Genomic DNA, 25290 nt, shown 5'->3' with positions numbered 1-25290 from the left:
GAATTATGAGCAGTGGTGAGATCACCCGCTATGTCGCAACCATCAATCTTCGTGAAGCGTCACTGACCGAGCTGAACGAGCTCAATAACGCCTTTACTCGCGCGAATTTTCTGCTCACGCTGACGGACGATGACGGCCATATTCATGATTTAGGCACGCTGACATTTGGTTTGATCGCTGCCCTGAGTGAAGAAGACGTTCACGCCCTGGCCGCCAGCCTGGTGGAAAGTGTGACCGACAAGCCCGCCGACATCACCGTGGAAACGTGGGAAAGCTGGCACAAAAAAGAACAATAAGTGCGCTGCATGAATTTAAACCGCTCAGGTGTGCGTTAGTTCGTATTTTTTTACCGCAATTATGCGCTAACTTTATGATCTGGCAGACAACATGGGAGAGTCAACATGTGGCAGGCTATCAGTCATCTTTTAAGTGAGCAACTGGGTGAAGGTGAAATTGAACTGCGTAACGAACTGCCAGGCGGAGAGATCCACGCCGCGTGGCATTTACGCTACGCAGGACGCGATCTTTTCGTGAAGTGTGATGAGCGAGAACTGCTCCCGATATTCACCGCTGAAGCCGACCAGCTGGAACTGTTGTCTCGCAGTAAAACGGTGACAGTACCGCAGGTGCTGGCTCTGGGCAGCGACCGGGACTACAGTTTCCTGGTCATGGACTATCTCCCTCCCCGCCCGCTGGATGCCCATAACGCCTTCATTCTCGGGCAACAGCTCGCGCGACTGCACCAGTGGAGCGACCAGCCCCAGTTTGGGCTCGATTTTGACAACGACCTTTCCACTACCCCACAGCCCAACGCCTGGCAGCGTCGGTGGTCGACGTTTTTTGCCGAACAGCGCATCGGATGGCAGCTTGAACTGGCCGCCGAAAAAGGGCTGGAATTTGGCAATATTGATGCCATCGTTGAGCATGTACAGCAGCGCCTGGCCTCCCATCAGCCGCAGGCATCTCTACTGCACGGCGATTTATGGTCCGACAACTGCGCGCTGGGTCCCAACGGCCCCTATATCTTCGACCCGGCCTGCTACTGGGGTGACAGAGAGTGCGATCTGGCCATGCTGCCCCTGCATCCAGAGCAGCCCCCGCAAATATATGATGGCTATCAGTCAGTCTCCCCTCTGCCGTCCGATTTTCTCGAGCGCCAACCGGTGTATCAGCTTTATACGCTGATGAACCGCGCTATCCTTTTTGGCGGGCAGCATCTGGTCAACGCCCAGCGTGCGCTTGAACGCGTACTTGCGGCATAGGGACAAATCGGGTGGCCGTGCCGCCACCCTCATCTGTCAGAGAAAACCCAGCAGAGAGAAGAAGAAGTATCCCGCCACAATGATGATAATGGGGAGAATATAGAGCGGGAAAATTTGCAGGAAAATGGTGTGACGCGGTACCACAATGCGGGATTCAATCTGCTCCCGGCTCATTCCTTCCGGGCCTTTCGCCTGTTCCAGAATTAACTGATCCTCAACGCCTTCGCGCAGAAAACGGGTCTGGCGACTCATTCGCGCACCGGATGCCTGTAACGCCATGGCAATAAAAATCAACGCATAGATGACCCAGAACCCAATATTAAGCTGCTGGTGAAAATCCGGCGTTGGCGAGTTGAACCAGAAGACATTCAGGAACGGGGTGTTGAACCGCATCATCTCAATCATGACATGCGCAAAATCAAGCATGACGGCATTAATGCCTGGCTGTTTTTCGCTGTGATCGTACATAAATTTGAGCACAGAAATCAGCGTAGAGATGACGGCGGGAATAAAAATCACCCAGCCAGCAATACGTTTTAAGACAGCAATGCGTCCAGCTTGTTGATACGTCATCAGTTCCTCTTCATAAAGACGCGTTATTTGTGGCTAAGTCTACCTGCTGGACAGCATTTTCGCCCGATCTTTGAAAGCAATATGCTAAATTGCTAAGTGTGCTTAGCACTTATCGTCTGTCGAACACCCTGGATAAGGAGACGTTGTGATGTCGACACCGCGCCAGATACTTGCCGCTATTTTTGACATGGATGGATTACTGATTGATTCCGAGCCGTTGTGGGATCGCGCCGAGCTGGACGTGATGGCCAGCCTGGGCGTTGATATCAGCCGCCGTAATGAACTTCCCGACATGCTGGGCCTGCGCATTGATATGGTCGTAGACCTCTGGTACACCCACCAGCCGTGGAGTGGCCCAGATCGCGACGAAGTCACCGCGCGCATTATCAGCCGCGCCATCGCGCTGGTTGAGGAGAACAAGCCGCTATTGCCTGGCGTGCGTGAAGCGGTCGCGTTGTGTAAGGCTCAGGGGCTGAAGGTGGGCCTGGCCTCCGCTTCACCGCTGCATATGCTGGAAAAAGTGCTCATTATGTTTGAGCTGCGCGACAGTTTTGACGCCCTGGCGTCAGCTGAAAAATTGCCCTACAGCAAACCGCACCCGCAGGTCTATATGGACTGTGCCGCTAAGCTGGGTCTTGATCCGCTTACCTGTGTCGCGCTGGAAGATTCCGTTAACGGCATGATCGCGTCCAAAGCCGCACGTATGCGCTCCATTGTGGTTCCGGCAGAGGAAGGCCGCCACGATCCCCGTTTTGCCCTTGCCGATGTGAAGCTTAATTCGCTGACAGAACTCACGGCGCATCACCTTAAGGGCGGCTAACAACATGCTCCATTTGTGACAAACAGTTACACCGTCACCTCTTCCGCCTACTGTATAAAAACCCTATACTGTATGAATTGACAGTTTCGTGGGTTTTATCATGACGGCGGAAGGCCACCTCCTTTTTTCCATAGCGTGCGCAGTATTTGCCAAAAACGCTGAACTCACTCCCGTGCTCGCACAGGGAGACTGGTGGCATATTGTCCCTTCCGCCGTATTGACCTGTCTGCTGCCCGATATTGATCATCCCAAATCATTTCTTGGGCAACGCCTGAAGTGGGTCTCGAAACCCATCGCCCGCGCGTTCGGCCACCGGGGGTTTACGCACAGCCTGCTGGCCGTTTTTGGGCTGCTTACCCTTTTTTATTTAAAAGTGCCCGAAAGCTGGATCGTCCCTGCTGATGCCATTCAGGGGATGGTGCTCGGCTACTTAAGCCATATTCTTGCCGATATGCTGACGCCCGCTGGCGTTCCACTTCTCTGGCCGTGTCGCTGGCGCTTTCGTTTTCCCATCCTTGCGCCACAGAAAGGGAACCAGCTTGAGCGCGTATTGTGCATGGCGCTCTTCGCTTACGCCGTCTGGATGCCACAGACATTGCCCGAAAACAGTGCAGTGCGCTGGTCTTCGCAGATGATCAATTCGCTGCAATTTCAGTTCAATCGCTTTATTCACCACCAGATTGAACAGTAAACCAACAAAATCATTCCGTTTGTCATAAACCATTCCATTTGGATATAAGCGCGACATCACACTTCTGCTAACCTTCCGCCAACAGGATCGGGAAAAACCGATCCCATAATAAATCAGGAGAACGGGGATGAATTTTCCACTCATCGCGAACGTTGTTGTGTTCGTTGTATTGCTATTGCTTCTCGCGCAGACGCGCCACAAACAGTGGAGCCTGGCGAAAAAAGTGCTGGTTGGTCTGGCCATGGGTGTCGTATTTGGTCTGGCGTTGCAGGCGATTTATGGCTCCGATAATCCAGTTCTGAAAGACTCTATTCAGTGGTTCAACATTGTCGGCAACGGCTATGTCCAGCTGCTGCAGATGATCGTGATGCCGCTGGTGTTCGCCTCTATTCTGAGTGCCGTTGCCCGCCTGCATAACGCCACTCAACTGGGTAAAATCAGTTTTCTGACCATTGGTACCCTGCTGTTTACCACGCTGATCGCCGCGCTGGTGGGTGTGCTGGTAACCAACCTGTTTGGCCTGACGGCCGAAGGTCTGGTGCAGGGCACGGCTGAAACGGCACGCCTGACCGCGATTCAAACCAACTACGTGGGTAAAGTGGCCGATCTGACGGTTCCGCAGATGGTGCTCTCCTTCATTCCGAAGAACCCGTTTGCTGACCTGACCGGCGCCAGCCCAACGTCCATCATCAGCGTGGTGATCTTCGCGGCATTCCTCGGTGTGGCCGCACTGAAGCTGCTGAAAGACGATGCGCCGAAAGGCGAGCGTGTGCTGACGGCGATTGATACCCTGCAAAGCTGGGTGATGAAGCTGGTGCGTCTGGTCATGCAGCTGACGCCATACGGCGTGCTGGCGCTGATGACCAAAGTGGTTGCGGGTTCTAACCTGCAGGACATCATTAAGCTGGGCAGTTTTGTCGTCGCCTCTTATCTGGGCCTGGGCATCATGTTCGTGGTGCACGGTATCCTGCTGGGCGTGAACGGCGTCAGCCCGCTGAAATACTTCCGCAAAGTCTGGCCGGTACTGACCTTTGCCTTCACCAGCCGCTCCAGCGCCGCGTCTATTCCTCTGAACGTTGAAGCGCAGACCCGTCGCCTGGGCGTGCCAGAATCTATCGCCAGCTTCTCTGCGTCCTTTGGTGCCACCATCGGCCAGAACGGCTGTGCGGGTCTCTACCCGGCGATGCTGGCGGTGATGGTTGCCCCGACCGTGGGTATCAACCCTCTGGATCCGGTCTGGATCGCCACGCTGGTCGGCATTGTGACCATCAGTTCCGCCGGTGTTGCCGGTGTTGGTGGCGGCGCGACCTTCGCTGCGCTGATTGTGCTGCCTGCACTGGGTCTGCCAGTGACGCTGGTCGCGCTGCTGATCTCCGTTGAACCGCTGATCGACATGGGTCGTACCGCGCTGAACGTGAGCGGCTCCATGACCGCCGGTACGCTGACCAGCCAGTGGCTGAAGCAGACCGACAAAGCCATTCTGGAAAGTGAAGACGACGCCGAACTGGCGCACCGGTAATCGCCGGGAAATAAAAAAAACCGCCATCAGGCGGTTTTTTTATGGCTGTTATTCTTCAACCTCTTCATCCTGGCGGATTTGCACCGCCCATCGCTGGGCAGACTCCGGCACGGAAAACGTCGGCGATCGACGGAAATGCTCCCCCATCAGGACAAACGCCACATATTTACCACGAAGCTGCCAGACATCACGAAAACCCTCCACTTTCAGGGCATGGTCAGGCGGCGCGGGTTCCACGCGGGGCACATAGCTAATAACCTGGCGGTTTTGTTGACGAAGAGGTTTCATAAGCGACGGGTTCACTAAAGCAAATTCTTGAAGCAGGAAAATTCTATGATAGCCGATTCTGCTCCCTTCCGTCGCGCTCCTAATGGCTGAGAGGGCTCCTTTCGTTAATGGCGGCATGTGAAAACTCTTAGTTCGCGAGCTATCTCACGACATTGTTCTATCCTTAATAGGGTTTTTAGCAATGGATAAAGGAGAAGCGTGCAATGTCGAACAAAGATAATACACATCAATCACCGATTCATGGCACTGAAGAATCTCAACCGGGTATGGACTCTCTCGCCCCTGCTGACGGCTCTCACCGCCCCTCGCCAGGCCCTTCCGCCCCCGGCGAACAGCCTACCGCACCGGGAAGCATGAAATCGCCGGACACCGGGAACGAGAAGCTGAAATCGCTTGAGCCACACCGTAAAGGTGGTGAAGGTTTTGCACTCACGACCAATCAGGGCGTGCGCATTGCTGACGATCAAAACTCTCTTCGCGCCGGCTCGCGCGGCCCCACCCTGCTGGAGGACTTTATCCTGCGGGAAAAAATTACCCATTTCGACCACGAGCGAATTCCGGAACGTATCGTTCACGCGCGCGGCTCGGCTGCACATGGCTACTTCCAGCCGTACAAGAGCCTGAAAGCGATCACCAAAGCAGATTTCCTCTCCGACCCGGATAAAATTACCCCGGTGTTTGTCCGATTCTCCACCGTCCAGGGGGGCGCGGGTTCGGCAGACACGGTGCGTGATATTCGCGGTTTCGCCACCAAGTTTTATACCGAAGAGGGTATTTTTGATCTGGTGGGCAATAACACCCCGGTGTTTTTCATTCAGGATGCGCATAAATTTCCTGACTTTGTCCATGCGGTAAAACCGGAGCCCCACTGGGCCATACCGCAGGGACAAAGTGCGCACGACACCTTCTGGGACTATATCTCTCTGCAACCTGAAACGTTACACAACGTGATGTGGGCGATGTCTGACCGGGGTATTCCGCGCAGCTATCGCACGATGGAGGGGTTTGGTATTCACACCTTCCGTATGATTAACGCGGAAGGAAAAGCCACGTTCGTCCGGTTCCACTGGAAGCCGGTGGCGGGCAAAGCCTCGCTGGTGTGGGATGAGGCGCAGAAGCTGACCGGGCGCGATCCAGACTTCCATCGTCGTGAGCTGTGGGAGTCCATTGAAGCCGGCGATTTCCCTGAATATGAACTGGGCCTGCAGCTCATTCCGGAAGAGGACGAATTTAAGTTTGATTTCGACCTTCTTGACCCGACCAAACTGATCCCCGAGGAGCTGGTGCCGGTTCAACTGGTGGGGAAAATGGTGCTCAACCGTAACCCGGATAATTTCTTTGCCGAGAACGAGCAGGCCGCGTTCCACCCGGGGCATATCGTGCCGGGACTGGATTTCACCAACGATCCGCTCTTACAGGGACGTTTGTTCTCGTACACCGATACGCAGATCAGCCGCCTTGGCGGGCCGAACTTCCACGAAATTCCAATTAACCGTCCGACCTGCCCGTACCACAATTTCCAGCGCGACGGGATGCATCGTCAGGATATTGATACCAATCCGGCTAACTACGAGCCTAACTCGATCAACGATAACTGGCCGCGCGAAACACCGCCAGGCCCGAAACGCGGAGGTTTTGAGTCGTACCAGGAGCGTATCGATGGCAACAAAATTCGCGAGCGCAGCCCTTCCTTCGGCGAGTATTACGCCCATCCTCGCCTGTTCTGGAACAGCCAGACGCCGATTGAGCAGCAGCACATCATCGGCGGCTTTAGCTTCGAGTTAAGTAAGGTGGTGCGCACCTACATCCGCGAGCGCGTGGTCGATCAGCTTGCGCACATTGATATTCAGCTCGCCCAGAGCGTGGCGGATAACCTGGGTATTACCCTCACCGACGAGCAGCGCAACCTTGCTCCGCCAAAAGAGGTCAACGGCGTGAAGAAAGATCCGTCGCTGAGTCTGTATGCGGTGCCAGGTGGCTCAATTAAAGGCCGCGTGGTCGCCATCCTGCTGAACGATAAAACCCGGGCCAGTGACGTACTGGGCATTATGCAGGCGCTGAAAACCCAGGGCGTACACGCCAAACTGCTTTATTCCCGAATGGGTGAAGTGACGGCTGATGACGGTTCCGTGCTGCCGGTGGCTGCGACCTTTGCCGGGGCACCCTCGCTGACCGTCGATGCGGTGATTGTGCCGTGCGGGGATATTGCCAGCCTGTTGACCAACGGTGACGCCGTCTATTACCTGCTGGAAGCTTATAAGCACCTGAAACCGATCGCGTTGTCCGGCGATGCGCGTCAGTTTAAAGCGCAGCTGAAGGTTGCCGAGCAAGGTGAGGACGGCATTGTCGAGGGCGATAACGTGGACGACGCCTTTATGACGACGCTGTTTGACCTGCTCGCCGCGCACCGTGTCTGGTCACGCAGCAGCAAGATTGACCAGATCCCGGCGTAAAAAAAGCCGGGTGGCGCTTGCGCTTACCCGGCCTACAACAGTTTGCAGGTCGTTCGTAGGCCGGGTAAGGCGAAGCCGCCCCCCGGCACTTCTCACAGATCCCGGAATGTCCCCAACCGATACCCACGTTCGGCAATCGCGTATTTCAGCGACGACGACGTCAGCACATCCAGCTCCGCCAGGCGCGGCCAGCAGTACGCGCTCTTGCGCACGATATTATCGACAAATGCGGGGTGCGCCATGACCTCCAGTGACTTTTCTCCCCGGGCTGCAGAATCATCCAGCACCTTCAGGAACAGCGCTTCGTCGATCGCCTCGCCGTAAAACGCGCTGCTGAACCCTGCGGTGGTTGTCACCGCACTGTCCGGCAACCCTTGCACCTCACGATCCACGCGCATCGCTACGCCTTTGCGTTGAGCAAACGCCGCAACGATCGGGAAAATTGCCGGGATCATATGCACGTGGTGATGGCTGTCGATGTGTGTTGGCAGATCACCAAACAGATCAGCAAAGCGGTTGAACTGACAGTCCAGCTCGCGCGCAATCTCTTCCAGCGGCAGAGCGTCCTGCTCCGCCTGTTCCCAAATCCATTTACCTAACTGTCCGTCACGGGTCAGGCCCGGCATTGGCGTAAGCGGCATACCGAGCGTCAGCACAAAATGCATCCCGACGCCCAGCTCAGGCACGTCGCGGCTTAGCTGCGCCGCGTGTTCAACCGCTTCACCATTAACCAGTGCCGTAGTGGATGTCACAACCCCCCGGCGACAGGCTTCAATAATGCCGTAGTTCTGACCTTTCGAGAGGCCAAAATCATCAGCATTAACGATCAGCAGGTTTTCCATTGTGCGTCCTCTCAGTGGTGTTTGAACTTCAGCTTCTCGATCGTGGCGGCAAAGTTCGGCAACCATTTTTCATGCGCCAGGATCATCTCTGCTGCAAGCAGCTCCGCATCGCGGTCGGAATGCACCAGCGGGCTGAGGTTCAGTGCCAGAAGCACGTCATTCAGCTCGCCGCTCAGCGCCGCCTGACTTGCCGCCACTTCAAAGCCTTTAATGGTGTGGATCAGACCCATGACTTTGTCATCAAAATGAGTAATGCGCGGATGCGGTTTAGCGCCATCGCGTCCCAGAATGCAGGTCATCTCAACGGCCCAGTCAGCCGGGATATTGTCGATGTGGCCGTGGTGCGGCACGTTAACATAGTGCTCCGCTTGCTTGTCGTTGTAGATGGCGTTGATCACTTCACACGCCGCATCGGAATAATAGGCCCCGCCGCGCTGCTCAAGCTCTTTCGGCTTGACGTTCAGGTTCGGATCTTTATACAAGTCGAACAGCTGCTTCTCAACTTTCTGAACGATTTGCGCCCGCGCGCCCCCCTTGTAATACTCGCCCATTTCGATGGCCAGCATCTCTTTCTGCTTGAAGTAATAAAGCAGGTAGGAGCACGGCAGCAGATTCAACGAGCGGATCAGCCCTTCGCTGAACGGCAGGTCAAAGATGTTTTTCACAGACGCAGCGGTCAGACGACCCGAGGCGACCCCGTCCAGCAGTTCAGCAAAACGCGATGTTCCGTTCACGATGACATCTTTAATGAACACCATATGGTTCAAACCGAACAGATCGATAGAGAGATCGTCATTATCAGTCAGTTCCAGCACGTCACGGATAAACATTTTCATGCCGACTGGAATATTACAGACGCCAATAAAGCGCCTGAAACCGGTATGACGATAAACTGCTTCGGTCACCATCCCTGCCGGGTTAGTGAAGTTAATTACCCACGCGTCTGGACAGATTTCCTCCACGTCTTTAACGATGTCGAATATAACCGGAATGGTACGCAGGCCTTTGAACAGGCCACCAGCACCGTTAGTTTCCTGACCGAGATAACCGTGGCTCAACGGAATACGCTCGTCCAGTTCACGCGCTTTCAACTGGCCAACGCGCAGCTGGGTGGTTACGAAATCTGCATCTTTCAGCGCCAGTCGACGATCCAGCGTTTTATGCACGGTCAGAGGTACGCCCGCTTTCTCAACCATGCGTTGGCACAGGTCGAAAATAATATTCAGCTTCTCCTGACCTTCCTCCACGTCCACCAGCCATAATTCGCTGACCGGTAATTCATGATAACGTTTCAGAAAACCTTCAAGTAATTCCGGGGTATAGCTGCTGCCGCCACCAATGGTTACGACTTTTAATTTCTTTTGCATAATATCTCCCTTTGCGTATCAGGTTAATCGCCTGCAAGGTATAGCGTACTCTTCCCGCTATTTGGGCAAGCCATTAAAGCAATATTCGTGGCGGATAAAACCGCCGAAAGTTAATTCATTACCGTCAAACTTTTGCGGTAACTGTTCGGGGTGAATGACGTTAATTTCTTAAACGTTTTAATAAACAGGCTGGGGCTACTGTATCCCGATTCGTAAGCAATATCGGTGACCGAGTAGTTAGTAATTTCCAGCTGTTTTTTGGCAAAGTTAATGCGAATGTCATTAATAATTTGCACGGGTGTTTTACGATAATACCGCTGCGTCGCGCGGGTCAGATATTCCTGGGATTTCCCCGACAGGGAAACCATATTCTCCAGCGCATTGTCACTGAACTGGGCTTTATCGTGCATCAGTTCAACAGTGCTGCGCAGCCACTGTGGAATATCATCCGTCACCTGCTGCTCTTCACGATGATGACGCAGCCGGTTCATCACATAGAAAGTCACCGTTTCAATAAACTCGTCAAATTCATTTTCACGGAAGTTAAGCGAGGCAATAACCGTTTCAATCCAGGTCATGAACTCGTTTTTCACGCGATAAACCTGAGACGCCACAAAGCAGAACGGTACCAGCGGCAGATAGTGCTTTTCAAAGAAGCGCCTGCTGACGCCGACATTCAGAATGCGGGTTGCACCGAATTCGTAAAAGCTCTGGTGATAGGACCCCATCGGCAGGAAGACAAAATCCCCTCGCTCAAGCAGGACGCGCTTACCGTTGATCTCCTGGTAGTAGCGGCCGGTCAGAACAATCGTGAACTCGTAGTAGTCATGCTGGTGCAGACCACTGGCGCTCTCCGTCTTGTTGTAGATAACCACGTGAAAATTTTTGCCATTAAACAGCTGCTGTTCAAGTGCGGTTTTAATTTCCATCGTGCTGACCTCCTGCTGCAACATCCGACTTAGTGCATTTTCTCGTGAAGCTCAATCAACTCCGCCACCAGCTCGCGCGCCAGCATGGAGGTCATCAGGTGATCCTGCGCGTGTACCAGCACCAGGCTGACCTTCATCTTCCCTTCACCCTGATCGCTTTCAATAAGCTTTGTCTGCACCAGGTGCGCTTCGTTCAGCGCGGTACGAGACTGTTCCATCATGGTTTTCGCGGCGGCAAAATCACCCTGCTTGGCCTGCTTCAGTGCGGCATACGCCAGGCTGCGGGCCTGCCCGGAGTTGATGATAAGCCCCATCACCACTTCTTCAAGATCGTTCTCTGCGGCGTCGTCTGCGACGATACTATCCAAATCTAACATGTTTAAGCTCCTTGTGGCTGACGCGGGTTTCCCCGCGTCGGTCAATCTTAGAATTTCAGTGAGAGGGCAATGTCCTCTTCGCTCTCTTCTTCATCAATGATGGTGGCAGCTTTGTTCGCAATCGCCACGAATGGCATGTAGAGCAGGGTTGCAATCCCGAGGTTGAATATCGCCAGCAGGAAGGCCGCGACGCTACCGTTGGTATTGAAGAACGCGCCCAGCCCCGCTGGCATGGTCCACGGTGCAATGTTGGTCACCGGCGGAATAATGCCCATGTAGTAAGCCGTCAGGGTGATGGCTGCCAGCAGTGGTTGAACCAGGATGAACGGAATGAACATGACCGGGTTCATGATGATTGGCAGGCCAAACAGAATCGGTTCGTTAATCTGGAAGATACCTGATGGCAGCGCCAGTTTAGCTACCTGACGATAGTCAGCACGACGAGAGACAATAAAGACCGCGATGATCAGACCCAAGGTCGCCCCGGTACCACCCAGGAAGATATAGGAGTCAAGCATCGGCTTCGCCCACACATGGAAGGTTTTACCTGCTGCCAGCGCCGCGTCAACGGAGCCGTACTGCTGGTAAAGTGCCACGTTTTCCAGTGCCCACGGGGTCATAATTCCGCTATCCAGCGCAGCCAGTGCCAGTGAACCATGTACGCCGAAGAACCACAGCAGAGAGGTGAAAATCACATACGCCCAACCGACCACACCACCCATCGACGCCAGCGGCGTGGAGATAGAATCCATGATGATCTGGTGGAAGTTCGTGCCCCAGTGAGAGAGCGCCCAGGCAATAATCCCCATAATGGAGAGAATAATAAAGCCCGGAATCAACGCGGAAAATGAACGAGAAACGGACGTCGGTACGCTATCCGGCAAGCGGATAACCCAGTTGCGACGAATAATAAAGGTGAACATTTCCGCCACCACCAGACCGATAACAATACCGGAGATGATGTTAGCCCCACCCAACCAGTTGGCGCCGACGGCATACGCCTCCCCTACGCTGTAAGGTGTGACGGTCATAAATGCAGCAACGGATAATAACCCGGCAGCCAGCGGATCCACTTTTCGCTCTTCTGCCAGTGCCATGCCAATAAAGAAAGGCGCCATCAGCGACATAATACCTAACGTACCGTTATATACGTTGCCGCCGATGGCTTTAAAACCATTAAGGGTTTCAATTGTGGAAGCGTCTAACCGAATGCCTAATGAATAAAAGAAGGAACCTTCACCAAAGCTCAGAAAAACGTTGTTAATTAAAACGAACATGGCCCCGGCCAGCGTCAACGGCATTAATTTAATAAAGCCGTTTTTAATGGCATTAACGTGAGGCTGCTTTCCTATTTTAACAGCAAAAGGAAGGAGTACCTTTTCAAGTGAAGCGATGACTTTACTCATAGGTAAATACCCTTAAATGCCGTAACTCGTGTTACGGCGTATTGTGTGTGAAATAACTCTTTGACGGGAAAAATAAAAATTAATTAGCAGCTTTTTTAATGGCTGCCACAGCAGCTTTCAGAACACCTAAACCATCAATCTTGCCATACAGCCCCGAGTCGATCACTTCGACCGGTTTGTTGGGTAGCAGTCGTTGTATTTCGGGCAACATATAGGCGATTTGTGGCCCCAGTAAAACAACATCGGCTTTCTGGCCTTTCTCGCCCGCCAGCGTTTCTGGAAACGCTTCAATCACCACAGGGACTTCATACTTTTCAGCCTGCGCACGCATCTTTGACACCAGCAGTGAGGTTGACATGCCCGCTGAGCAGAACAGGTAGATATGTTTCTTTTCCATCGTAATTTCCCTCTTGTAGGTCTACCTGCCATCGCGCTATCACTCGACTTGCTGTCCCGGCAGACAGGTAGTTTGCATACTGTTGTTTGTCGTTGGAGTGAGTATACGCAATGGTACAGACAGGGGATAATTCTGAACAGGTTGAAATTGTCTCTCATTGACCTGGCTTGTTGACTACCTTCACATTTCGGGCAAATAATTCGCGCAAAGAAATAAGATTTACGTATACACAAAAAAACCGGCCCATGGGCCGGTTCGTTAACATCTTCAGACAAGCTGGGTTACTGAGCCTTTGGAGCCTGGGGATCGGTGTCGTATTCAGCACAGGTCTGATAACCGGAGTTAATAACATGACCAGTGTCATCCAGGGCGACAAAGTAGGTCTCTGCCTTACCATCACGTTGACCCAGGATATAGGTCTGGCAGGTCCCTTTCGCATGAATCATTGTCACTTCAGAAGAAGGTTTACCGGCGATCGCAGCGACCTGCGAACGGGTCATCCCTTTTTTAACGTCTTTAACCACGGGCTGTGTAAACTGATCCTTGGTGCGATCGTAAGCCGTACACCCTGCCAGCATCGTCAGTACTGCCGCTGCGCTAAGAATTCCTGCTACGTTCTTGTTCATATTCCGTCCTCTTGTTTATCAGCGTGTTATCTAAGCATGGAATAAAAAGTACTATTGTTCAACTTTGTGAATTACGCCAGACGAATTTCGGAAAATTCTAATAAAACAACGATAACCTGCTAAATCGGCGCAAATTAGCGCACTCGAAACTGTGATCCTTGTCGTTTCTCGTCCAAAGGGTTAGTTTTAACAGTTAACACATTCTGTTTATGTTCTGCATATGGAGGGCGTGATGGCTCTGCAACACGAGATTATTCAGGCACTGGGCGCGAAGCCCGCGGTAGATGCACATGAAGAGATCCGCCGTAGCGTGGATTTTTTAAAATCGTACTTAAGAAAGAACGCTTTCCTGAAATCCCTGGTGCTGGGCATCAGCGGCGGGCAGGACTCCACCCTGACCGGTAAACTCTGTCAGATGGCGATTTCAGAGCTTCGCGAAGAAACGGGCGATGAGAAATTGCAGTTTATCGCCGTGCGTCTTCCCTATGGCGTGCAGGCCGATGAACAGGATTGCCAGGATGCCATCGCGTTCATCCAGCCCGATCGCGTACTCACCGTCAATATTAAAGGGGCGGTGCTGGCAAGCGAGCAGGCACTGCGCGAAGCGGGCATTGAGCTGAGCGATTTTGTTCGCGGCAACGAGAAAGCTCGCGAGCGTATGAAAGCCCAGTACAGCATCGCCGGAATGACCAAAGGCGTGGTTGTCGGCACCGACCATGCGGCAGAAGCCATCACCGGTTTCTTCACCAAATATGGCGATGGCGGCACCGACATTAACCCGATTTTCCGTCTGAACAAGCGTCAGGGTAAACAGCTGCTTGCCGCGCTGGGCTGTCCTGAGCACTTGTATAAAAAGGCACCGACGGCGGATCTGGAAGACGATCGCCCTTCCCTGCCGGATGAAGCGGCCCTTGGCGTCACCTATGACAATATTGATGATTATCTGGAAGGCAAACAGCTGGATGAAGGTACCGCGAAGATCATTGAAAGCTGGTATCTGAAAACCGAACACAAGCGCCACACGCCGATTACGGTGTTTGACGACTTCTGGAAATAAACGCAAAACGGCAACCCCGTTGCCGTTTTTAGTGTTTGCCCCCTCTCCCGTGGGAGAGGGTTGGGGTGAGGGCAACAGACCGCACGATGTGGCCGGGTAAGGCGTAGCCACCACCCGGCTCTTTTTTAACCACAGCGCACCTGCTACACTGTATACCTGAACAGTATACGGAGTAATATGTGAGCAGGCGTCAATCCGCCCCGCGTCTTGAGTTTGAAGCGGCGGCTATCTACGAATATCCCGAGCACCTTCGCCCCTGGCTTGAGGCGCTGCCAAAACAGCCTGGCGTGTACATTTTTCACGGTGAAAGTGACACCTTGCCGCTTTATATCGGCAAAAGCGTCAATATTCGCAGCCGGGTGTTATCCCACCTGCGTGCCCCGGATGAGGCCGCCATGCTGCGCCAGTCGCGGCGCATCACCTGGTTTCAGACGGCTGGAGAAATGGGTGCGCTGTTGCTGGAGGCCCGGCTGATAAAAGAGCAACAACCGCTCTTTAATAAGCGCCTGCGCCGCAACCGTCAGCTTTGTTCCCTGCAGATCAGCGACGGTAAGCCGCAGGTGGTTTACGCCCGCGACGTCGATTTTTCTCATGCGCCAAACCTTTTTGGATTATTTGCCAACAAACGCGCGGCCCTTCAGGCTCTGCAAACACTGGCCGACGAGCTACAGCTTTGCTACAGCCTTTTAGGTTTAGAAGGCACCACGCGTGGCCGCGCCTGTTTTCGCTCCGCGCTGAAGCGCTGCGCAGGCGCCTGCTGCGGCAAAGAGAGCGTTGAGGCGCATCACGCCCGCCTCCTGAGCGGTCTTGCGGCCATCAGCATCAACTGCTGGCCGTGGGAGGGCGCCGTGGCGCTAAAAGAAGTGGGTGAAACGATGACGCAGTATCACATCGTCAATAACTGGCTCTGGCTGGGGGCTGTCGATGATTTAAGCGACGCGGCAACCCTGTTACGCACCCCCGCCGGGTTCGATCAGGATGGCTATAAAATCCTCTGCAAGCCCGTCTTAACCGGCAAGTTTGAGGTCATTATGCTCAGTGACCCGGCAGCCAGTTAATTTCACTGAACAGCAGGGTACCCTGAGACTCCAGCAAACGCAGAGTATGGGTCCCCTCCTCCCAGCTGGCGCCCTGATCGGCCGTCAGCAGTTTATCACCCAGCTGCCACGCCCCGCTTAGCACAAACACCACGCCGCCACGCGAGCCAAACGTAGTAAAGGTACGGTCGGCAACGCGCACTTTCGCCTTGCAGCAGTCACGCCGGGTCATGATGTTGAAGTCCATCGCCATCCTGCCATCTGAAAGCAATGCCTTTACCGGCAAATCGCCGGCAAAATGGTAAGGTTGATGCGGTTTAAGAGTATGGCGGAACGCCTGTCCGGCATCCAGCGTCACCTCCCCGCCCTCCAGCAAGGTAATGACCCGGTCAACTCCGGGAAAAGCGGAGAATTCGCCGTTGCTGGCGATCGTCGCAATACTGGCTCGCCAGCAAAAATCGCGCGTTGCGGGAGGGATACAACAAATTTCTCGCGTTTCGCCAGCACCATTACGCCAGAGGCTGACCGGCATTTTACGGATATCAAAGAACTCCATCACCACTCCTGAATGGCACAACCCGTGCCAGGGCAAGGATATCGCTACCCTTGCAGTCTTGTTTGTTATCGTTAGGTATTCACAGACACAGTATCGGCAGCAAAGCGGGCAGGCCTTAGCGGAACGTCAATAAAATTGCTAACGCCATGACTCTACAAACATTCTCTGAAGCGACTACAGGAGAATACCGCGCTGGCAGCGGCAGACAAGAGGGCAGGAAAGAAAAACCGCCGGTCCTGTCCACAGCGGTTGCGCTTTTGTGGACAGGATCCCGGCGGTCTTAAGATGTTGAACCGATTATTCGGTCGGTGCTGGCATTTTACCTTCCATCGCCGGACGTTCTGTCAGACGCTTCTCAAAATTGGCATTAAACTGTTTTTTCTGTTCCGCGGTCAGAATGTTGTAGATCTTGTTCTGGGTTTCCATGTGGGCCAGCATGCGGGCTTTATGCTGCTCGGCCATTTTGTCGATCTGCGCTTCGGCTTTCGCCTTATCGAAGGTGTCGCTGGCAATGATGTCATGCATTGCGCGGCGCTCTTCCAGCGGAGGACGCTTCATCTGGTCGCGCTGGCTTTTCATGATGTCGCGGATCTGCTGCTTCTGCGCATCCGTCAGGTTGAGCCCCTTAAACATCATCATCTCGTTGTGCATACCCGGGCCTTTATGATGCATCATCATTTTGCCTTCGGCCGGTGCGGCAGTCGTGGTTGCGGTATCTGCGGCGAACGCCATGCTGGTAGCGCCCAGAGCCAGGGTAGAAGCAACAAACAGTGCAGTAAACTTACGCATAATTTATTTCCTTTCTTTCAGTTATTCTTCGGCGCTATGCCGTGTTGACGAGATTAACTTTACGGGGTTTATCGTCAATTAGTCAGAGCAACAGTAAAACAATGAAAGTGTAAAAAACAATTTTTCGCCAAATGTGGAGGAAATAAGGATAAAGCGTGGAGAGTTGCAACAAAGAATATTCAAAACGATGAATTTAAAGCGATTTCGAAAAAGCATAGCGAAGTAAAGATGAATAATAAAGCAATTCACCAGGAATATTCCGCAAAACAAGGACCAGCGCTTTAAACGTTAAGAAACGTTTTTACTTTCCCCTCCCGGATGATGAGAGGGGAAAGGTTCATGATATTTTTTCCAGCATCAGACCCGCTCGCAGGCCAAACGCGACGGTAGGGTTAGGGAACAACACATATTCCGTTGTTTTCTGCACTTCGTAACGTTCTTCACCATCTTCCGCCAGCAGCGCTCCTTTGCGAAACGGCGTGAAGTTCAGGGTGTGCGCGGCCATATGAAGCTGGAAAGCATTGCTGCGGCGGGTGATCTGCTGTACGACGCGATACCGTTCAACGGGCGGATGCTCATGGTCGGGAGCCTCGCCCCCGAGCAGAGCCCGTAGCGCGAGATGCGTGGGAGCAAAACGCGTCAGATCGTTCTCACCGAAAGGAAGCGCTTTTCCCAGTTCCAGCGTACAGGCCAGGGCAGCAAAATGTTCGCAGGTAAAATGGGTAAACGTTCCGCCCGGCGACTGATGAAAGACCAGCGCCTCCAGCCCGGCGTCCCCCAGCCAGCGCAGAAACGCTTCATCCCAGGGCTGATTCCGCTGCGGTAACACGCCAAAGCGCACATGGTAAGACGCGCGGATCGCGGTATGGAGATCAAGATGCCAGCGCACTGGCCCCGCCGTGGAGAAAAACGCGGTCACGACATTCTCAAGCCACGCGGCCCTTGCCGTTTCTTCACTTTGCGGAAACTGCGACCAGCGACCGCCAAACATGCGGTTAATGTCACTCACCAGGTAACGTTTGTTTTGCGCCAGCGCAGGCGGATTGCCCAGCACCACCAGTACGCGACACGTAAGGGTGATATCTCCGCGATATAACGCACGCAGTAGCAAATCGACAATCTCAACGGGCGCCGTTTCATTGCCGTGAATGCCCGTTGAGAGCAGCAGCGACAGCTCGCTGTCGGTAGTCGGCGTCAGCTCAAGCACCCCGCGCCCCAGCCACCGCCAGCGGAATGAGGGGCCGTCCCCCTCTTCCTGTTCCGGCGTTTCATCGGCCAGGGTCAGCGCCAGTAAATTTTCCATACCCACTCCTTTAGCGCTGGAACGGATAAACCGATCCCAGTTGCAGGATTGATGTCAACGCGTCCAGCGCCTCGCGCCCTTCACGCAGAAGCTGCGGGTCAATCAGATCCGCCTGCGTTAACCGGTCGCGATAGTAGCGATCCACCCAGTCATTAAGGGTGGTAAACAGCGCTTCGTTCATGATGACTGCCGGGTTAACGGCCTGCATTTCATTCGGCGTTAATACCACGCGCAGACGCAGGCAGGCAGGACCGCCGCCGTTAGCCATGCTTTCACGCAGATCAAACACGCGCAGTTCGTCAATGGGGTTATCGGCCTTAACCAGTTGCGTCAGGTATTGCCAGACGCCTTTATGATCCTGTGACTCCTGCGGTAGCACCAGCATCATGCTGCCGTCATCGCGGCTCAGCAGCTGGCTGTTGAACAGATACGTTTCAACCGCGTCCTGCACGCTGACGGCATGCGTGGGCACCTGAATGGGCATAAAGCCGGGTACGCGTTCGCGCAGTGTCGCGAGCAGTTTCTCCTGATGCGCAAACGCCTGCTCATGGCAGAACAGCACCTGACGGTTGGAAACGGCAATCACGTCGTTATGGAACACGCCCTGGTCAATCACCTGCGGGTTCTGCTGGGCAAAAATCACCTGTGAAGGATTGACCTGGTTCAGGCGAGCGACCGCCTGGCTGGCGGCCAGCGTCTGGCGGGCAGGATAGCGAACGGGGGCAGAATGACCGCCCTCCTCGCGCCCGTAGATAAACACCTGTACGCCAGGCTCGCCATAGTCGCCTCCGAGACGGTTATGGTTGGCCGCGCCTTCGTCGCCGAACATCGCCACCTGCGGCAGAGCCTGATGCACCTCAAAATGGGCGTCATGGTTGAAAATAGCGCGCAGCACGCGCTCGGTGGTTTCCGCTTCGGTGGCGCGGTGGAATTTGTTGTTCAGGTTAGCCACCGTCAGATGGACTTTGCCATCCAGCGTATCGGCTGACGGTGCGACGGTCGCCGCGTTCGCCACCCACATAGAGGAGGCGGAGCTCGCCGCCGAGAGCAGATGCGGCGTTTGCGTGCCCGCTTTTTCGACCACCTGCTCATCACTCCCGGTAAAGCCGAGCTGGCGCAGCACCGCCACGTTCGGCCGTTCCTGCGGCGGGATCACCGCCTGTGGAAACCCGGCATCTGCCAGCGCTTTCATTTTCTGCAGGCCCTGCTTCGCCGCCAGTTTCGGGTTGGAGACCTGAAACTGATGCTTCGTCGAGGCTTCATTACCAAAGGAGAGACCGGCATAGTGGTGGGTCAGCCCCACCAGCCCGTCAAAGTTGACTTCACGCGCTTTCATGACGATCCCCTTCGCTAAAATCCAGCCCCGGACTGAGCGTCTCCGGCAGCGTCAGCGCCGGGGTTTCCAGGCTCGCCATCGGCCATGCACAGTAATCCGCGGCATACCACGCGCTGGCGCGATGGTTACCCGACGCACCCACGCCGCCGAATGGCGCGGTGCTCGCCGCACCGGTCAGCGGTTTATTCCAGTTTACAATCCCGGCGCGCGCTTCCAGCAGCAGTTGATCAAACTTCTCGCGATGCGGCGAAATGAGTCCGCTCGACAGGCCATAGCGGGTGTTGTTTGCCATCGCAATCGCCGCATCAAAATCGTCGTAACGCCAGACGCACAGCAGCGGGCCAAAGACCTCTTCATCCGGCACGTTGCTCGCGCCGCTCATCTCAACAATACCCGGCGTCAGCAGCGAGGTTCCCGGCTGTACCTGCCTGGGTTCCAGCAGGGTTTTCGCGCCGCGCGCAACGTGGTTTTGCCAGGCGTTAAGCACATTCAGCGCGGCCTGTTCGGAAATCAGTCCACCCATAAACGGCTGCGGATCGGCATCCCACGCGGCGGGGACCAGACGTGCGCTCACGTCGACCAGGCGTTTCAGGAAAGCATCCCCTTGTGCGCCTCGTTTCACCAGCAGGCGGCGGGCACAGGTGCAACGCTGTCCGGCGGTGATAAAGGCGGACTGGATCGTCAGGTGCACCGCGGCGTCAATATCATCGGGGTCTTCAACAATCAGCGGGTTGTTGCCCCCCATCTCCAGCGCCAGAATTTTTTCCGGCTGTCCCGCCAGCTGGCGATGCAGCTGATAGCCCGTTCCGGCGCTGCCGGTGAACAGCAGGCCGTCAATATCGCTCAGCGCACTGAGCGCCTGACCGGTTTCGCGACCACCCTGCACCAGGTTCAGCACGCCCGGCGGCAACCCGGCCTGTTCCCACAGCTTCACCACCGCCTCGCCGGTTAAGGGGGTTAACTCGCTCAGCTTGAAAATAACGGTATTGCCCGCCAGTAGTGCGGGAACAATGTGGCCGTTCGGCAGATGTCCCGGGAAGTTGTACGGGCCAAATACCGCCAGCACGCCGTGCGGACGATGGCGCAGCGTCGCCGCGCCGTCCGGCATCTCGGTGTGTTGCTCGCCGGTGCGGGTATGGTATGCCTTCACCGAAATGGCGATTTTGTTGATCATCGCCGTCACTTCCGTTGCTGCTTCCCAGCGTGGCTTACTGGTTTCGGAAGCAATAATGCGCGTGAGCTCAGCTTTATTCGCCTCCAGCAGCCCGGCAAACGTTTCAATAATGGCCTGGCGCGTGGCGAAAGGCTGTTTGGCCCACGCCGGAAACGCACGACGCGCGGCATGACAGGCTTGTTCCACCTGGCTGGGGCTGGCGTCATTTCCCTTCCAGAGCACCTCATTACCTACCGGATTGGTCTTTACGCGCAGCTCGCCTTCGCCCGTTACCCAGTCACCGTTAATCCATAATGTCATGCTGTTTTCTCCTCAGGGCAGAGACGCACCAGACGAACCGTATCGCCGGCGTTACATTTCAGGGCATCCAGTTCTGCAGCCGTCAGCACCAGACGTTCACATTTCGGGTTAGTCCGCACCAGCATGGCGCGGAAGTGGGTGTAATTTTCGTTCGCCACCAGACATGCCGGCCAGTCGCCTGGCGCGGGCTGACCTTCAGAGACCTCTACCAGGCGGCTTTTACGGATCGCGCGAACGCGGTCGATATCGCACTCAAGCGTCGGTCCGCCGTCAAAGATGTCGACATAGTTACGGTAGCGGAAGCCCTCTTTCTCCAGCACTGCGCGAGCTGGCGCGGTTTGCGGATGCACTTCGCCGATCACCGCCTGCGCTTCCGGGCTAAGGAAATGGGTATAGATAGGATGCTTCGGCATCAGCTCGGCAATAAAGGCTTTCTGGCCGGTGCCGCAGAGATAGTCTGCACGGCTGAACTCCATAGAGAAGAAGCGCTCGCCCAGGCTCTCCCAGAACGGCGAGTAGCCGGTGTCATCGATCACGCCGCGCATCTCGGCGACCACCTTTTCGTTAAAGCGATCGCGGAAGGCAGCCATAAACATAAAGCGCGATTTGGAGAGCAGATAACCGTTGCCCTCTTTGCGCCACGCCGGGTCGAGGAACAGCGTGCAGAGCTCGCTGGCACCCGTGTGGTCATTACAGAGAAACAGGGTCGGCAGCGCGTTGTAGACGTTCAGCTCTTTCGACGCGTGAACCATAGTGCCGACGCGGTAGTTATACCACGGGTCGTTAAGGCCGACGGCCACTTCAATGGCGCAGATCCCGGCCACCGTCCCCGTCTCGGTATCTTCCAGCACGAACACGTAGCCCTGTTCGCTTTTTGGCAACGTCCCCTGCCAGGTTTGCAGGGCGCGCTCAATGCGCGCCGACAGCGTTTTTTCATCGGCAGGAAGCGAGGTCAGCCCGCCTCCCGTCTTACCGGCAAGCTGCATGAGCCCGGCGATATCGCCGCGCTCAACGGGACGGATGACCATCATGATGACACCCCGGACTTCACTTTTTCACACGCCAGTGCAAATCGATCCAAACCGGTTTGCACCTCTTCCTCGCTGACAATCAGCGCGGGAGCAAAACGCACCACGTTGGCACCGGCAATCAGCACCATCACGCCCATTTTTGCCGCTTCCTGTGAAATAAGTTTAGCTTTTCCGGCAAACTCAGGGGTGAGCTCGCAGCCAATTAACAGCCCCAGGCCGCGAATTTCCTTGAACAGTCCGGTCTTGCCATTGATGGCGTTCAGGCGTTCAACAAACCAGTCGTGACGCTGCTTAACGCCCTTCAGCACCTCAGGGGTGTTAATGATGTCGAGAACCTGTCCGGCCACAGCGGTCGCCAGCGGGTTGCCGCCGTAGGTGGTACCATGGGTGCCCACAGTCATCACGCTGGCGAATTTATCGGTCGTCAACGTGGCCCCAATCGGGAAGCCGCCGCCCAGCGCTTTGGCGGTTGAGAGAATATCCGGCGTCACGCCGTAGTGCATATACGCATACAGTTCGCCGGTGCGGCCGACGCCGGTCTGTACTTCGTCGAAAATCAGCAGCGCATTATGGCGATCGCACAATTCGCGCAGCCCCTGAAGGAACGCTTTTTGCGCCGGAAGCACGCCGCCCTCGCCCTGCATCGGTTCGACGATCACCGCGCAGGTGGTGTCGTTAATCAGCTCGCTGGCAGACTGCAGATCGTTATAGATGCCGTGGCGAATATCCGGCGGCAGTGGGGCGAAATCCTGCGAATAGGAAGGCTGGCCGCCCGCGCTGACGGTAAACAGCGTGCGCCCATGGAAGGCATTTTTAAACGCCACGATGCCGCTCTTGTGGGTACCGAACTTATCGTGGGCATATTTACGCGCCAGCTTCAGCGCCGCTTCGTTGGCTTCCGCTCCGGAGTTACAGAAAAAGACTTTTTCGGCAAACGTCGCGTCAATCAGCTTTTTCGCCAGACGCAGCGCAGGCTCGTTGGTAAAACCGTTACCGGTATGCCAGAACTTCGCGGCCTGATCGTTCAGCGCCTGACGCAGCGCCGGATGCGCATGACCCAGCGCATTCACCGCAATCCCCCCGGCAAAGTCGATGTACTCTTTCCCCTGCTGATCCCACAGGCGTGAGCCTTCCCCGCGAACCGGAATAAACGCCGCCGGCGCGTATACCGGCATCATCCATTCATCGAAATTTTCACGCGTAATTGACAGAGACATAGCGACCTCATCCGGTAAATAAAAGGTTATTTGAATGTTAAATAATTGAGTGTTTGCACTGTGAATGTAGATTGCAGCCTTCGTGCCAGCCAGCGATAAAAATGCATAAACGAGTTGAGGAAACAGAATATCAATGAGTTATGATATGGAGTTATTCACTATTACTGCATAAAAAGTGAATATTTTTACGATAAGCGGCGCTTTGCCGCATGAAAATAAGAAAGAGTATGCAAAGGCCAAATATAATTCTGGAATTGTGATCGCTCGCGAAATTTCCCGGCCGTTTACGCCCTGTTCGGGGGCAAAACGCGTCAGGATGGTGCAAATATTGCACCACCGGCATTATCTGTCGCAGTTATTGGTCGAACCCGGTAACAGTTGATGCAAATTCTGCTACCATCCATGCACTATTCACCTTGCACTGGCAGCGACTATGAAATTTGTCTCTTTTAATATCAACGGCCTGCGCGCCCGTCCTCATCAACTGGAAGCCATTGTTGAGCAACATCAGCCCGATGTTATCGGCCTGCAGGAGACCAAGGTTCACGACGACATGTTCCCCCTCGAAGAGGTCGCGAAACTGGGTTACAACGTCTTCTACCATGGTCAGAAAGGTCACTATGGCGTCGCGCTGCTCACCAAAGAAACGCCGGTTTCCGTGCGTCGCGGCTTCCCCGGGGACAATGAAGAAGCGCAGCGCCGTATCATCATGGCGGAAGTGCCCTCTGCACTTGGCAATATCACGGTCATTAACGGCTATTTCCCACAGGGTGAGAGCCGTGACCACGAGACAAAATTCCCCGCCAAAGCGAAGTTTTATCAGGATCTGCAGAACTACCTGACAACCGAACTGAAAAAAGAGAATCCGGTGCTGATCATGGGCGACATGAATATCAGCCCGACGGATCGGGATATCGGCATAGGCGAAGAGAACCGCAAGCGCTGGCTACGTACCGGCAAATGTTCCTTCCTGCCGGAAGAGCGCGAGTGGATGGAACGCCTGCTAGGCTGGGGCCTGGTGGATACCTTCCGCCATGCGAACCCTGAAACCCAGGATCGCTTCTCGTGGTTTGACTACCGCTCAAAAGGCTTTGACGACAACCGTGGCCTGCGTATCGACCTGCTGCTGGCCAGCTCGCCGCTGGCTGAGCGCTGCATCGAAACCGGGATCGACTACGATATCCGCAGCATGGAAAAGCCATCGGACCATGCGCCGGTATGGGCTAAATTCAAGCTCTGATCGCGCGTGAACAGTCGAAAATTACTCTTCCTGTGCGCCCTTATGGGCGCATTTATTCTGACGTTTGTCATGCTGCCACCGGGCACGCTCTCTCTGGAAGGGATTAAAACTCACCAGCAGACGTTACTCTCCTATGTCGACCGCGCGCCGCTGCAGAGCGCAATGATCTTTTTTGCACTCTACGTAGCGGTCTCCGCCCTGTCGCTTCCCGGCGCGGCGATCCTGACCCTGCTGGGCGGGACACTGTTTTCCCTGTGGGAAGGCACCGTGCTGGTCTCGTTTGCCTCTACGCTCGGGGCTACGCTGGCCATGCTTGCCAGCCGTTATCTCCTTCGCGACTGGGTTCAGCAGCGCTTTGCCCGGCCGATGAAAACGGTGAATACCGGTATGGCACGCGAGGGTACGGCCTATCTTTTTGCCCTGCGCCTGATGCCGCTGTTCCCGTTTTTTGTGGTGAATTTGCTGATGGGGGTGACCCGCATCACGGTGAGGCGCTACTGGTGGGTTAGCCAGGTCGCCATGCTGCCCGCCACAGTTGTCTTCCTCAACGCCGGGCGCGAGCTGGGAAAAGTGACATCGCTGCACGATATTGTGTCGCCGGGTATGGTCTTCGCCTTTACACTATTGGGGTTATTGCCGCTGGCTACCCGCTGGCTGTATTCCCGTTACACCTCTTCGTTCAAAAAGTGAGGCATTATGC

The 25290-nt window shown here is 55.0% G+C and carries 26 protein-coding genes; 10 read left to right on the top strand and 16 right to left on the bottom strand.

Annotated elements, in window-relative coordinates; translation table 11 throughout:
* Nucleotides 1–5: 5 nt before the first annotated feature.
* Nucleotides 6–296, top strand: coding sequence for a type V toxin-antitoxin system endoribonuclease antitoxin GhoS (gene ghoS, locus ACOTXR_RS04525; RefSeq protein ID WP_045135059.1), 291 nt, complete (start codon nucleotides 6–8; stop codon nucleotides 294–296).
* Between the two features lie 105 nt (nucleotides 297–401).
* Nucleotides 402–1262 (top strand): fructosamine kinase family protein, encoded by an 861-nt coding sequence (locus ACOTXR_RS04520; protein ID WP_014883486.1) that lies wholly within the window; start codon nucleotides 402–404, stop codon nucleotides 1260–1262.
* A 36-nt stretch (nucleotides 1263–1298) separates the two neighbouring features.
* Here the strand turns inward: ACOTXR_RS04520 and ACOTXR_RS04515 are convergent, their stop codons facing one another.
* Nucleotides 1299–1835, bottom strand: coding sequence for a YniB family protein (locus tag ACOTXR_RS04515; protein ID WP_023332771.1), 537 nt, complete (start codon nucleotides 1833–1835; stop codon nucleotides 1299–1301).
* A 148-nt stretch (nucleotides 1836–1983) separates the two neighbouring features.
* On the opposite strand from ACOTXR_RS04515, the gene hxpB reads away from it, so the two are divergent.
* The 3 genes from hxpB (at nucleotide 1984) to tcyP (ending at nucleotide 4865) form a co-directional block, all read left to right on the top strand.
* Nucleotides 1984–2655 carry a hexitol phosphatase HxpB gene (gene hxpB, locus ACOTXR_RS04510; RefSeq protein ID WP_058690404.1) on the top strand — a complete coding sequence of 224 codons (672 nt, stop codon included), beginning with the start codon at nucleotides 1984–1986 and terminating at the stop codon, nucleotides 2653–2655.
* 100 nt (nucleotides 2656–2755) lie between these two features.
* Entirely contained in the window at nucleotides 2756–3346 is a 591-nt protein-coding gene (locus ACOTXR_RS04505) for a metal-dependent hydrolase (protein ID WP_014883483.1), read from the top strand.
* Nucleotides 3347–3473: 127 nt separating this feature from the next.
* Nucleotides 3474–4865 (top strand): cystine/sulfocysteine:cation symporter, encoded by a 1392-nt coding sequence (gene tcyP / locus ACOTXR_RS04500; protein ID WP_014883482.1) that lies wholly within the window; start codon nucleotides 3474–3476, stop codon nucleotides 4863–4865.
* A gap of 48 nt (nucleotides 4866–4913) precedes the next feature.
* On the opposite strand, the gene cedA is transcribed toward tcyP, so the two are convergent.
* Entirely contained in the window at nucleotides 4914–5189 is a 276-nt protein-coding gene (gene cedA, locus ACOTXR_RS04495; RefSeq protein WP_226862265.1) for a cell division activator CedA, read from the bottom strand.
* A 167-nt stretch (nucleotides 5190–5356) separates the two neighbouring features.
* Here cedA and katE point away from each other — a divergent pair, with 167 nt between their 5' ends.
* Nucleotides 5357–7606 carry a catalase HPII gene (gene katE, locus ACOTXR_RS04490; RefSeq protein ID WP_032636894.1) on the top strand — a complete coding sequence of 750 codons (2250 nt, stop codon included), beginning with the start codon at nucleotides 5357–5359 and terminating at the stop codon, nucleotides 7604–7606.
* A gap of 92 nt (nucleotides 7607–7698) precedes the next feature.
* On the opposite strand, the gene chbG is transcribed toward katE, so the two are convergent.
* The 7 genes from chbG to osmE form a co-directional block, all read right to left on the bottom strand.
* Nucleotides 7699–8448, bottom strand: coding sequence for a chitin disaccharide deacetylase (gene chbG / locus ACOTXR_RS04485; RefSeq protein WP_058690405.1), 750 nt, complete (start codon nucleotides 8446–8448; stop codon nucleotides 7699–7701).
* An 11-nt stretch (nucleotides 8449–8459) separates the two neighbouring features.
* Nucleotides 8460–9815 carry a 6-phospho-beta-glucosidase gene (locus tag ACOTXR_RS04480; protein ID WP_058690406.1) on the bottom strand — a complete coding sequence of 452 codons (1356 nt, stop codon included), beginning with the start codon at nucleotides 9813–9815 and terminating at the stop codon, nucleotides 8460–8462.
* A gap of 110 nt (nucleotides 9816–9925) precedes the next feature.
* A complete protein-coding gene (chbR, locus tag ACOTXR_RS04475) occupies nucleotides 9926–10768 on the bottom strand; it encodes a transcriptional regulator ChbR (RefSeq protein ID WP_071819744.1) in 843 nt (280 codons plus the stop codon).
* A gap of 5 nt (nucleotides 10769–10773) precedes the next feature.
* A complete protein-coding gene (gene chbA, locus ACOTXR_RS04470; protein WP_014883476.1) occupies nucleotides 10774–11121 on the bottom strand; it encodes a PTS N,N'-diacetylchitobiose transporter subunit IIA in 348 nt (115 codons plus the stop codon).
* Nucleotides 11122–11168: 47 nt separating this feature from the next.
* Nucleotides 11169–12527, bottom strand: coding sequence for a PTS N,N'-diacetylchitobiose transporter subunit IIC (chbC, locus tag ACOTXR_RS04465; protein ID WP_014883475.1), 1359 nt, complete (start codon nucleotides 12525–12527; stop codon nucleotides 11169–11171).
* Between the two features lie 79 nt (nucleotides 12528–12606).
* The gene (gene chbB, locus ACOTXR_RS04460) at nucleotides 12607–12924 is read right to left on the bottom strand and encodes a PTS N,N'-diacetylchitobiose transporter subunit IIB (protein WP_014883474.1); all 318 of its coding nucleotides are present in this window, start codon (nucleotides 12922–12924) and stop codon (nucleotides 12607–12609) included.
* Nucleotides 12925–13205: 281 nt separating this feature from the next.
* Complete coding sequence (gene osmE / locus ACOTXR_RS04455) at nucleotides 13206–13550, bottom strand: osmotically-inducible lipoprotein OsmE (protein ID WP_010430142.1); 345 nt, start codon at nucleotides 13548–13550, stop codon at nucleotides 13206–13208.
* 232 nt (nucleotides 13551–13782) lie between these two features.
* On the opposite strand from osmE, the gene nadE reads away from it, so the two are divergent.
* Nucleotides 13783–14607 (top strand): ammonia-dependent NAD(+) synthetase, encoded by an 825-nt coding sequence (gene nadE / locus ACOTXR_RS04450; RefSeq protein WP_023332763.1) that lies wholly within the window; start codon nucleotides 13783–13785, stop codon nucleotides 14605–14607.
* A gap of 179 nt (nucleotides 14608–14786) precedes the next feature.
* A complete protein-coding gene (gene cho / locus ACOTXR_RS04445; protein ID WP_058690408.1) occupies nucleotides 14787–15665 on the top strand; it encodes an excinuclease Cho in 879 nt (292 codons plus the stop codon).
* Here the strand turns inward: cho and ves are convergent.
* From ves to astC, 7 genes are all read right to left on the bottom strand, one after another.
* Nucleotides 15643–16200: an environmental stress-induced protein Ves gene (ves, locus tag ACOTXR_RS04440; RefSeq protein ID WP_014883471.1), complete on the bottom strand. Its 558-nt coding sequence runs from the start codon at nucleotides 16198–16200 to the stop codon at nucleotides 15643–15645. The genes cho and ves overlap by 23 nt on opposite strands.
* Nucleotides 16201–16497: 297 nt before the next feature.
* Nucleotides 16498–16989, bottom strand: a complete 492-nt coding sequence (gene spy, locus ACOTXR_RS04435; RefSeq protein WP_058690409.1) for an ATP-independent periplasmic protein-refolding chaperone Spy — start codon at nucleotides 16987–16989, stop codon at nucleotides 16498–16500.
* Nucleotides 16990–17326: 337 nt separating this feature from the next.
* Complete coding sequence (gene astE / locus ACOTXR_RS04430; RefSeq protein WP_058690410.1) at nucleotides 17327–18292, bottom strand: succinylglutamate desuccinylase; 966 nt, start codon at nucleotides 18290–18292, stop codon at nucleotides 17327–17329.
* Between the two features lie 10 nt (nucleotides 18293–18302).
* Complete coding sequence (astB, locus tag ACOTXR_RS04425) at nucleotides 18303–19628, bottom strand: N-succinylarginine dihydrolase (RefSeq protein ID WP_058690411.1); 1326 nt, start codon at nucleotides 19626–19628, stop codon at nucleotides 18303–18305.
* Complete coding sequence (astD, locus tag ACOTXR_RS04420) at nucleotides 19615–21102, bottom strand: succinylglutamate-semialdehyde dehydrogenase (RefSeq protein WP_058690412.1); 1488 nt, start codon at nucleotides 21100–21102, stop codon at nucleotides 19615–19617. The genes astB and astD overlap by 14 nt, the downstream gene beginning before the upstream one ends.
* Nucleotides 21099–22133: an arginine N-succinyltransferase gene (gene astA / locus ACOTXR_RS04415; protein WP_023332758.1), complete on the bottom strand. Its 1035-nt coding sequence runs from the start codon at nucleotides 22131–22133 to the stop codon at nucleotides 21099–21101. Before astA ends, astD begins: the two co-directional genes overlap by 4 nt.
* The gene (gene astC / locus ACOTXR_RS04410; protein WP_023332757.1) at nucleotides 22130–23350 is read right to left on the bottom strand and encodes a succinylornithine/acetylornithine transaminase; all 1221 of its coding nucleotides are present in this window, start codon (nucleotides 23348–23350) and stop codon (nucleotides 22130–22132) included. Before astC ends, astA begins: the two co-directional genes overlap by 4 nt.
* A gap of 433 nt (nucleotides 23351–23783) precedes the next feature.
* Here astC and xthA point away from each other — a divergent pair, with 433 nt between their 5' ends.
* Both xthA and ACOTXR_RS04400 read left to right on the top strand, forming a co-directional pair.
* Nucleotides 23784–24590, top strand: a complete 807-nt coding sequence (gene xthA / locus ACOTXR_RS04405) for an exodeoxyribonuclease III (RefSeq protein WP_014883464.1) — start codon at nucleotides 23784–23786, stop codon at nucleotides 24588–24590.
* A 42-nt stretch (nucleotides 24591–24632) separates the two neighbouring features.
* Nucleotides 24633–25280 (top strand): TVP38/TMEM64 family protein, encoded by a 648-nt coding sequence (locus ACOTXR_RS04400; RefSeq protein WP_198925894.1) that lies wholly within the window; start codon nucleotides 24633–24635, stop codon nucleotides 25278–25280.
* The last annotated feature ends 10 nt before the right edge of the window (nucleotides 25281–25290 follow it).

Source organism: Enterobacter cloacae complex sp. IR53030, assembly GCF_049238365.1.
GTDB classification, from domain to species: domain Bacteria; phylum Pseudomonadota; class Gammaproteobacteria; order Enterobacterales; family Enterobacteriaceae; genus Enterobacter; species Enterobacter kobei.
Note: the sequence above shows the minus strand (reverse complement) of the source record. Positions and strands in the feature narration are given on the sequence as shown.

What these genes read in the sequence shown, in the direction of transcription:
- ghoS (WP_045135059.1), top strand. Translation starts at nt 6, where the DNA reads ATGAGCAGTGGTGAGATCACCCGCTATGTCGCAACCATCAATCTTCGT.
- ACOTXR_RS04520 (WP_014883486.1), top strand. Translation starts at nt 402, where the DNA reads ATGTGGCAGGCTATCAGTCATCTTTTAAGTGAGCAACTGGGTGAAGGT.
- ACOTXR_RS04515 (WP_023332771.1), bottom strand. Translation starts at nt 1,835, where the DNA reads ATGACGTATCAACAAGCTGGACGCATTGCTGTCTTAAAACGTATTGCT.
- hxpB (WP_058690404.1), top strand. Translation starts at nt 1,984, where the DNA reads ATGTCGACACCGCGCCAGATACTTGCCGCTATTTTTGACATGGATGGA.
- ACOTXR_RS04505 (WP_014883483.1), top strand. Translation starts at nt 2,756, where the DNA reads ATGACGGCGGAAGGCCACCTCCTTTTTTCCATAGCGTGCGCAGTATTT.
- tcyP (WP_014883482.1), top strand. Translation starts at nt 3,474, where the DNA reads ATGAATTTTCCACTCATCGCGAACGTTGTTGTGTTCGTTGTATTGCTA.
- katE (WP_032636894.1), top strand. Translation starts at nt 5,357, where the DNA reads ATGTCGAACAAAGATAATACACATCAATCACCGATTCATGGCACTGAA.
- chbG (WP_058690405.1), bottom strand. Translation starts at nt 8,448, where the DNA reads ATGGAAAACCTGCTGATCGTTAATGCTGATGATTTTGGCCTCTCGAAA.
- ACOTXR_RS04480 (WP_058690406.1), bottom strand. Translation starts at nt 9,815, where the DNA reads ATGCAAAAGAAATTAAAAGTCGTAACCATTGGTGGCGGCAGCAGCTAT.
- chbR (WP_071819744.1), bottom strand. Translation starts at nt 10,768, where the DNA reads ATGTTGCAGCAGGAGGTCAGCACGATGGAAATTAAAACCGCACTTGAA.
- chbA (WP_014883476.1), bottom strand. Translation starts at nt 11,121, where the DNA reads ATGTTAGATTTGGATAGTATCGTCGCAGACGACGCCGCAGAGAACGAT.
- chbC (WP_014883475.1), bottom strand. Translation starts at nt 12,527, where the DNA reads ATGAGTAAAGTCATCGCTTCACTTGAAAAGGTACTCCTTCCTTTTGCT.
- chbB (WP_014883474.1), bottom strand. Translation starts at nt 12,924, where the DNA reads ATGGAAAAGAAACATATCTACCTGTTCTGCTCAGCGGGCATGTCAACC.
- osmE (WP_010430142.1), bottom strand. Translation starts at nt 13,550, where the DNA reads ATGAACAAGAACGTAGCAGGAATTCTTAGCGCAGCGGCAGTACTGACG.
- nadE (WP_023332763.1), top strand. Translation starts at nt 13,783, where the DNA reads ATGGCTCTGCAACACGAGATTATTCAGGCACTGGGCGCGAAGCCCGCG.
- ves (WP_014883471.1), bottom strand. Translation starts at nt 16,200, where the DNA reads ATGGAGTTCTTTGATATCCGTAAAATGCCGGTCAGCCTCTGGCGTAAT.
- spy (WP_058690409.1), bottom strand. Translation starts at nt 16,989, where the DNA reads ATGCGTAAGTTTACTGCACTGTTTGTTGCTTCTACCCTGGCTCTGGGC.
- astE (WP_058690410.1), bottom strand. Translation starts at nt 18,292, where the DNA reads ATGGAAAATTTACTGGCGCTGACCCTGGCCGATGAAACGCCGGAACAG.
- astB (WP_058690411.1), bottom strand. Translation starts at nt 19,628, where the DNA reads ATGAAAGCGCGTGAAGTCAACTTTGACGGGCTGGTGGGGCTGACCCAC.
- astD (WP_058690412.1), bottom strand. Translation starts at nt 21,102, where the DNA reads ATGACATTATGGATTAACGGTGACTGGGTAACGGGCGAAGGCGAGCTG.
- astA (WP_023332758.1), bottom strand. Translation starts at nt 22,133, where the DNA reads ATGATGGTCATCCGTCCCGTTGAGCGCGGCGATATCGCCGGGCTCATG.
- astC (WP_023332757.1), bottom strand. Translation starts at nt 23,350, where the DNA reads ATGTCTCTGTCAATTACGCGTGAAAATTTCGATGAATGGATGATGCCG.
- xthA (WP_014883464.1), top strand. Translation starts at nt 23,784, where the DNA reads ATGAAATTTGTCTCTTTTAATATCAACGGCCTGCGCGCCCGTCCTCAT.
- ACOTXR_RS04400 (WP_198925894.1), top strand. Translation starts at nt 24,633, where the DNA reads ATGGGCGCATTTATTCTGACGTTTGTCATGCTGCCACCGGGCACGCTC.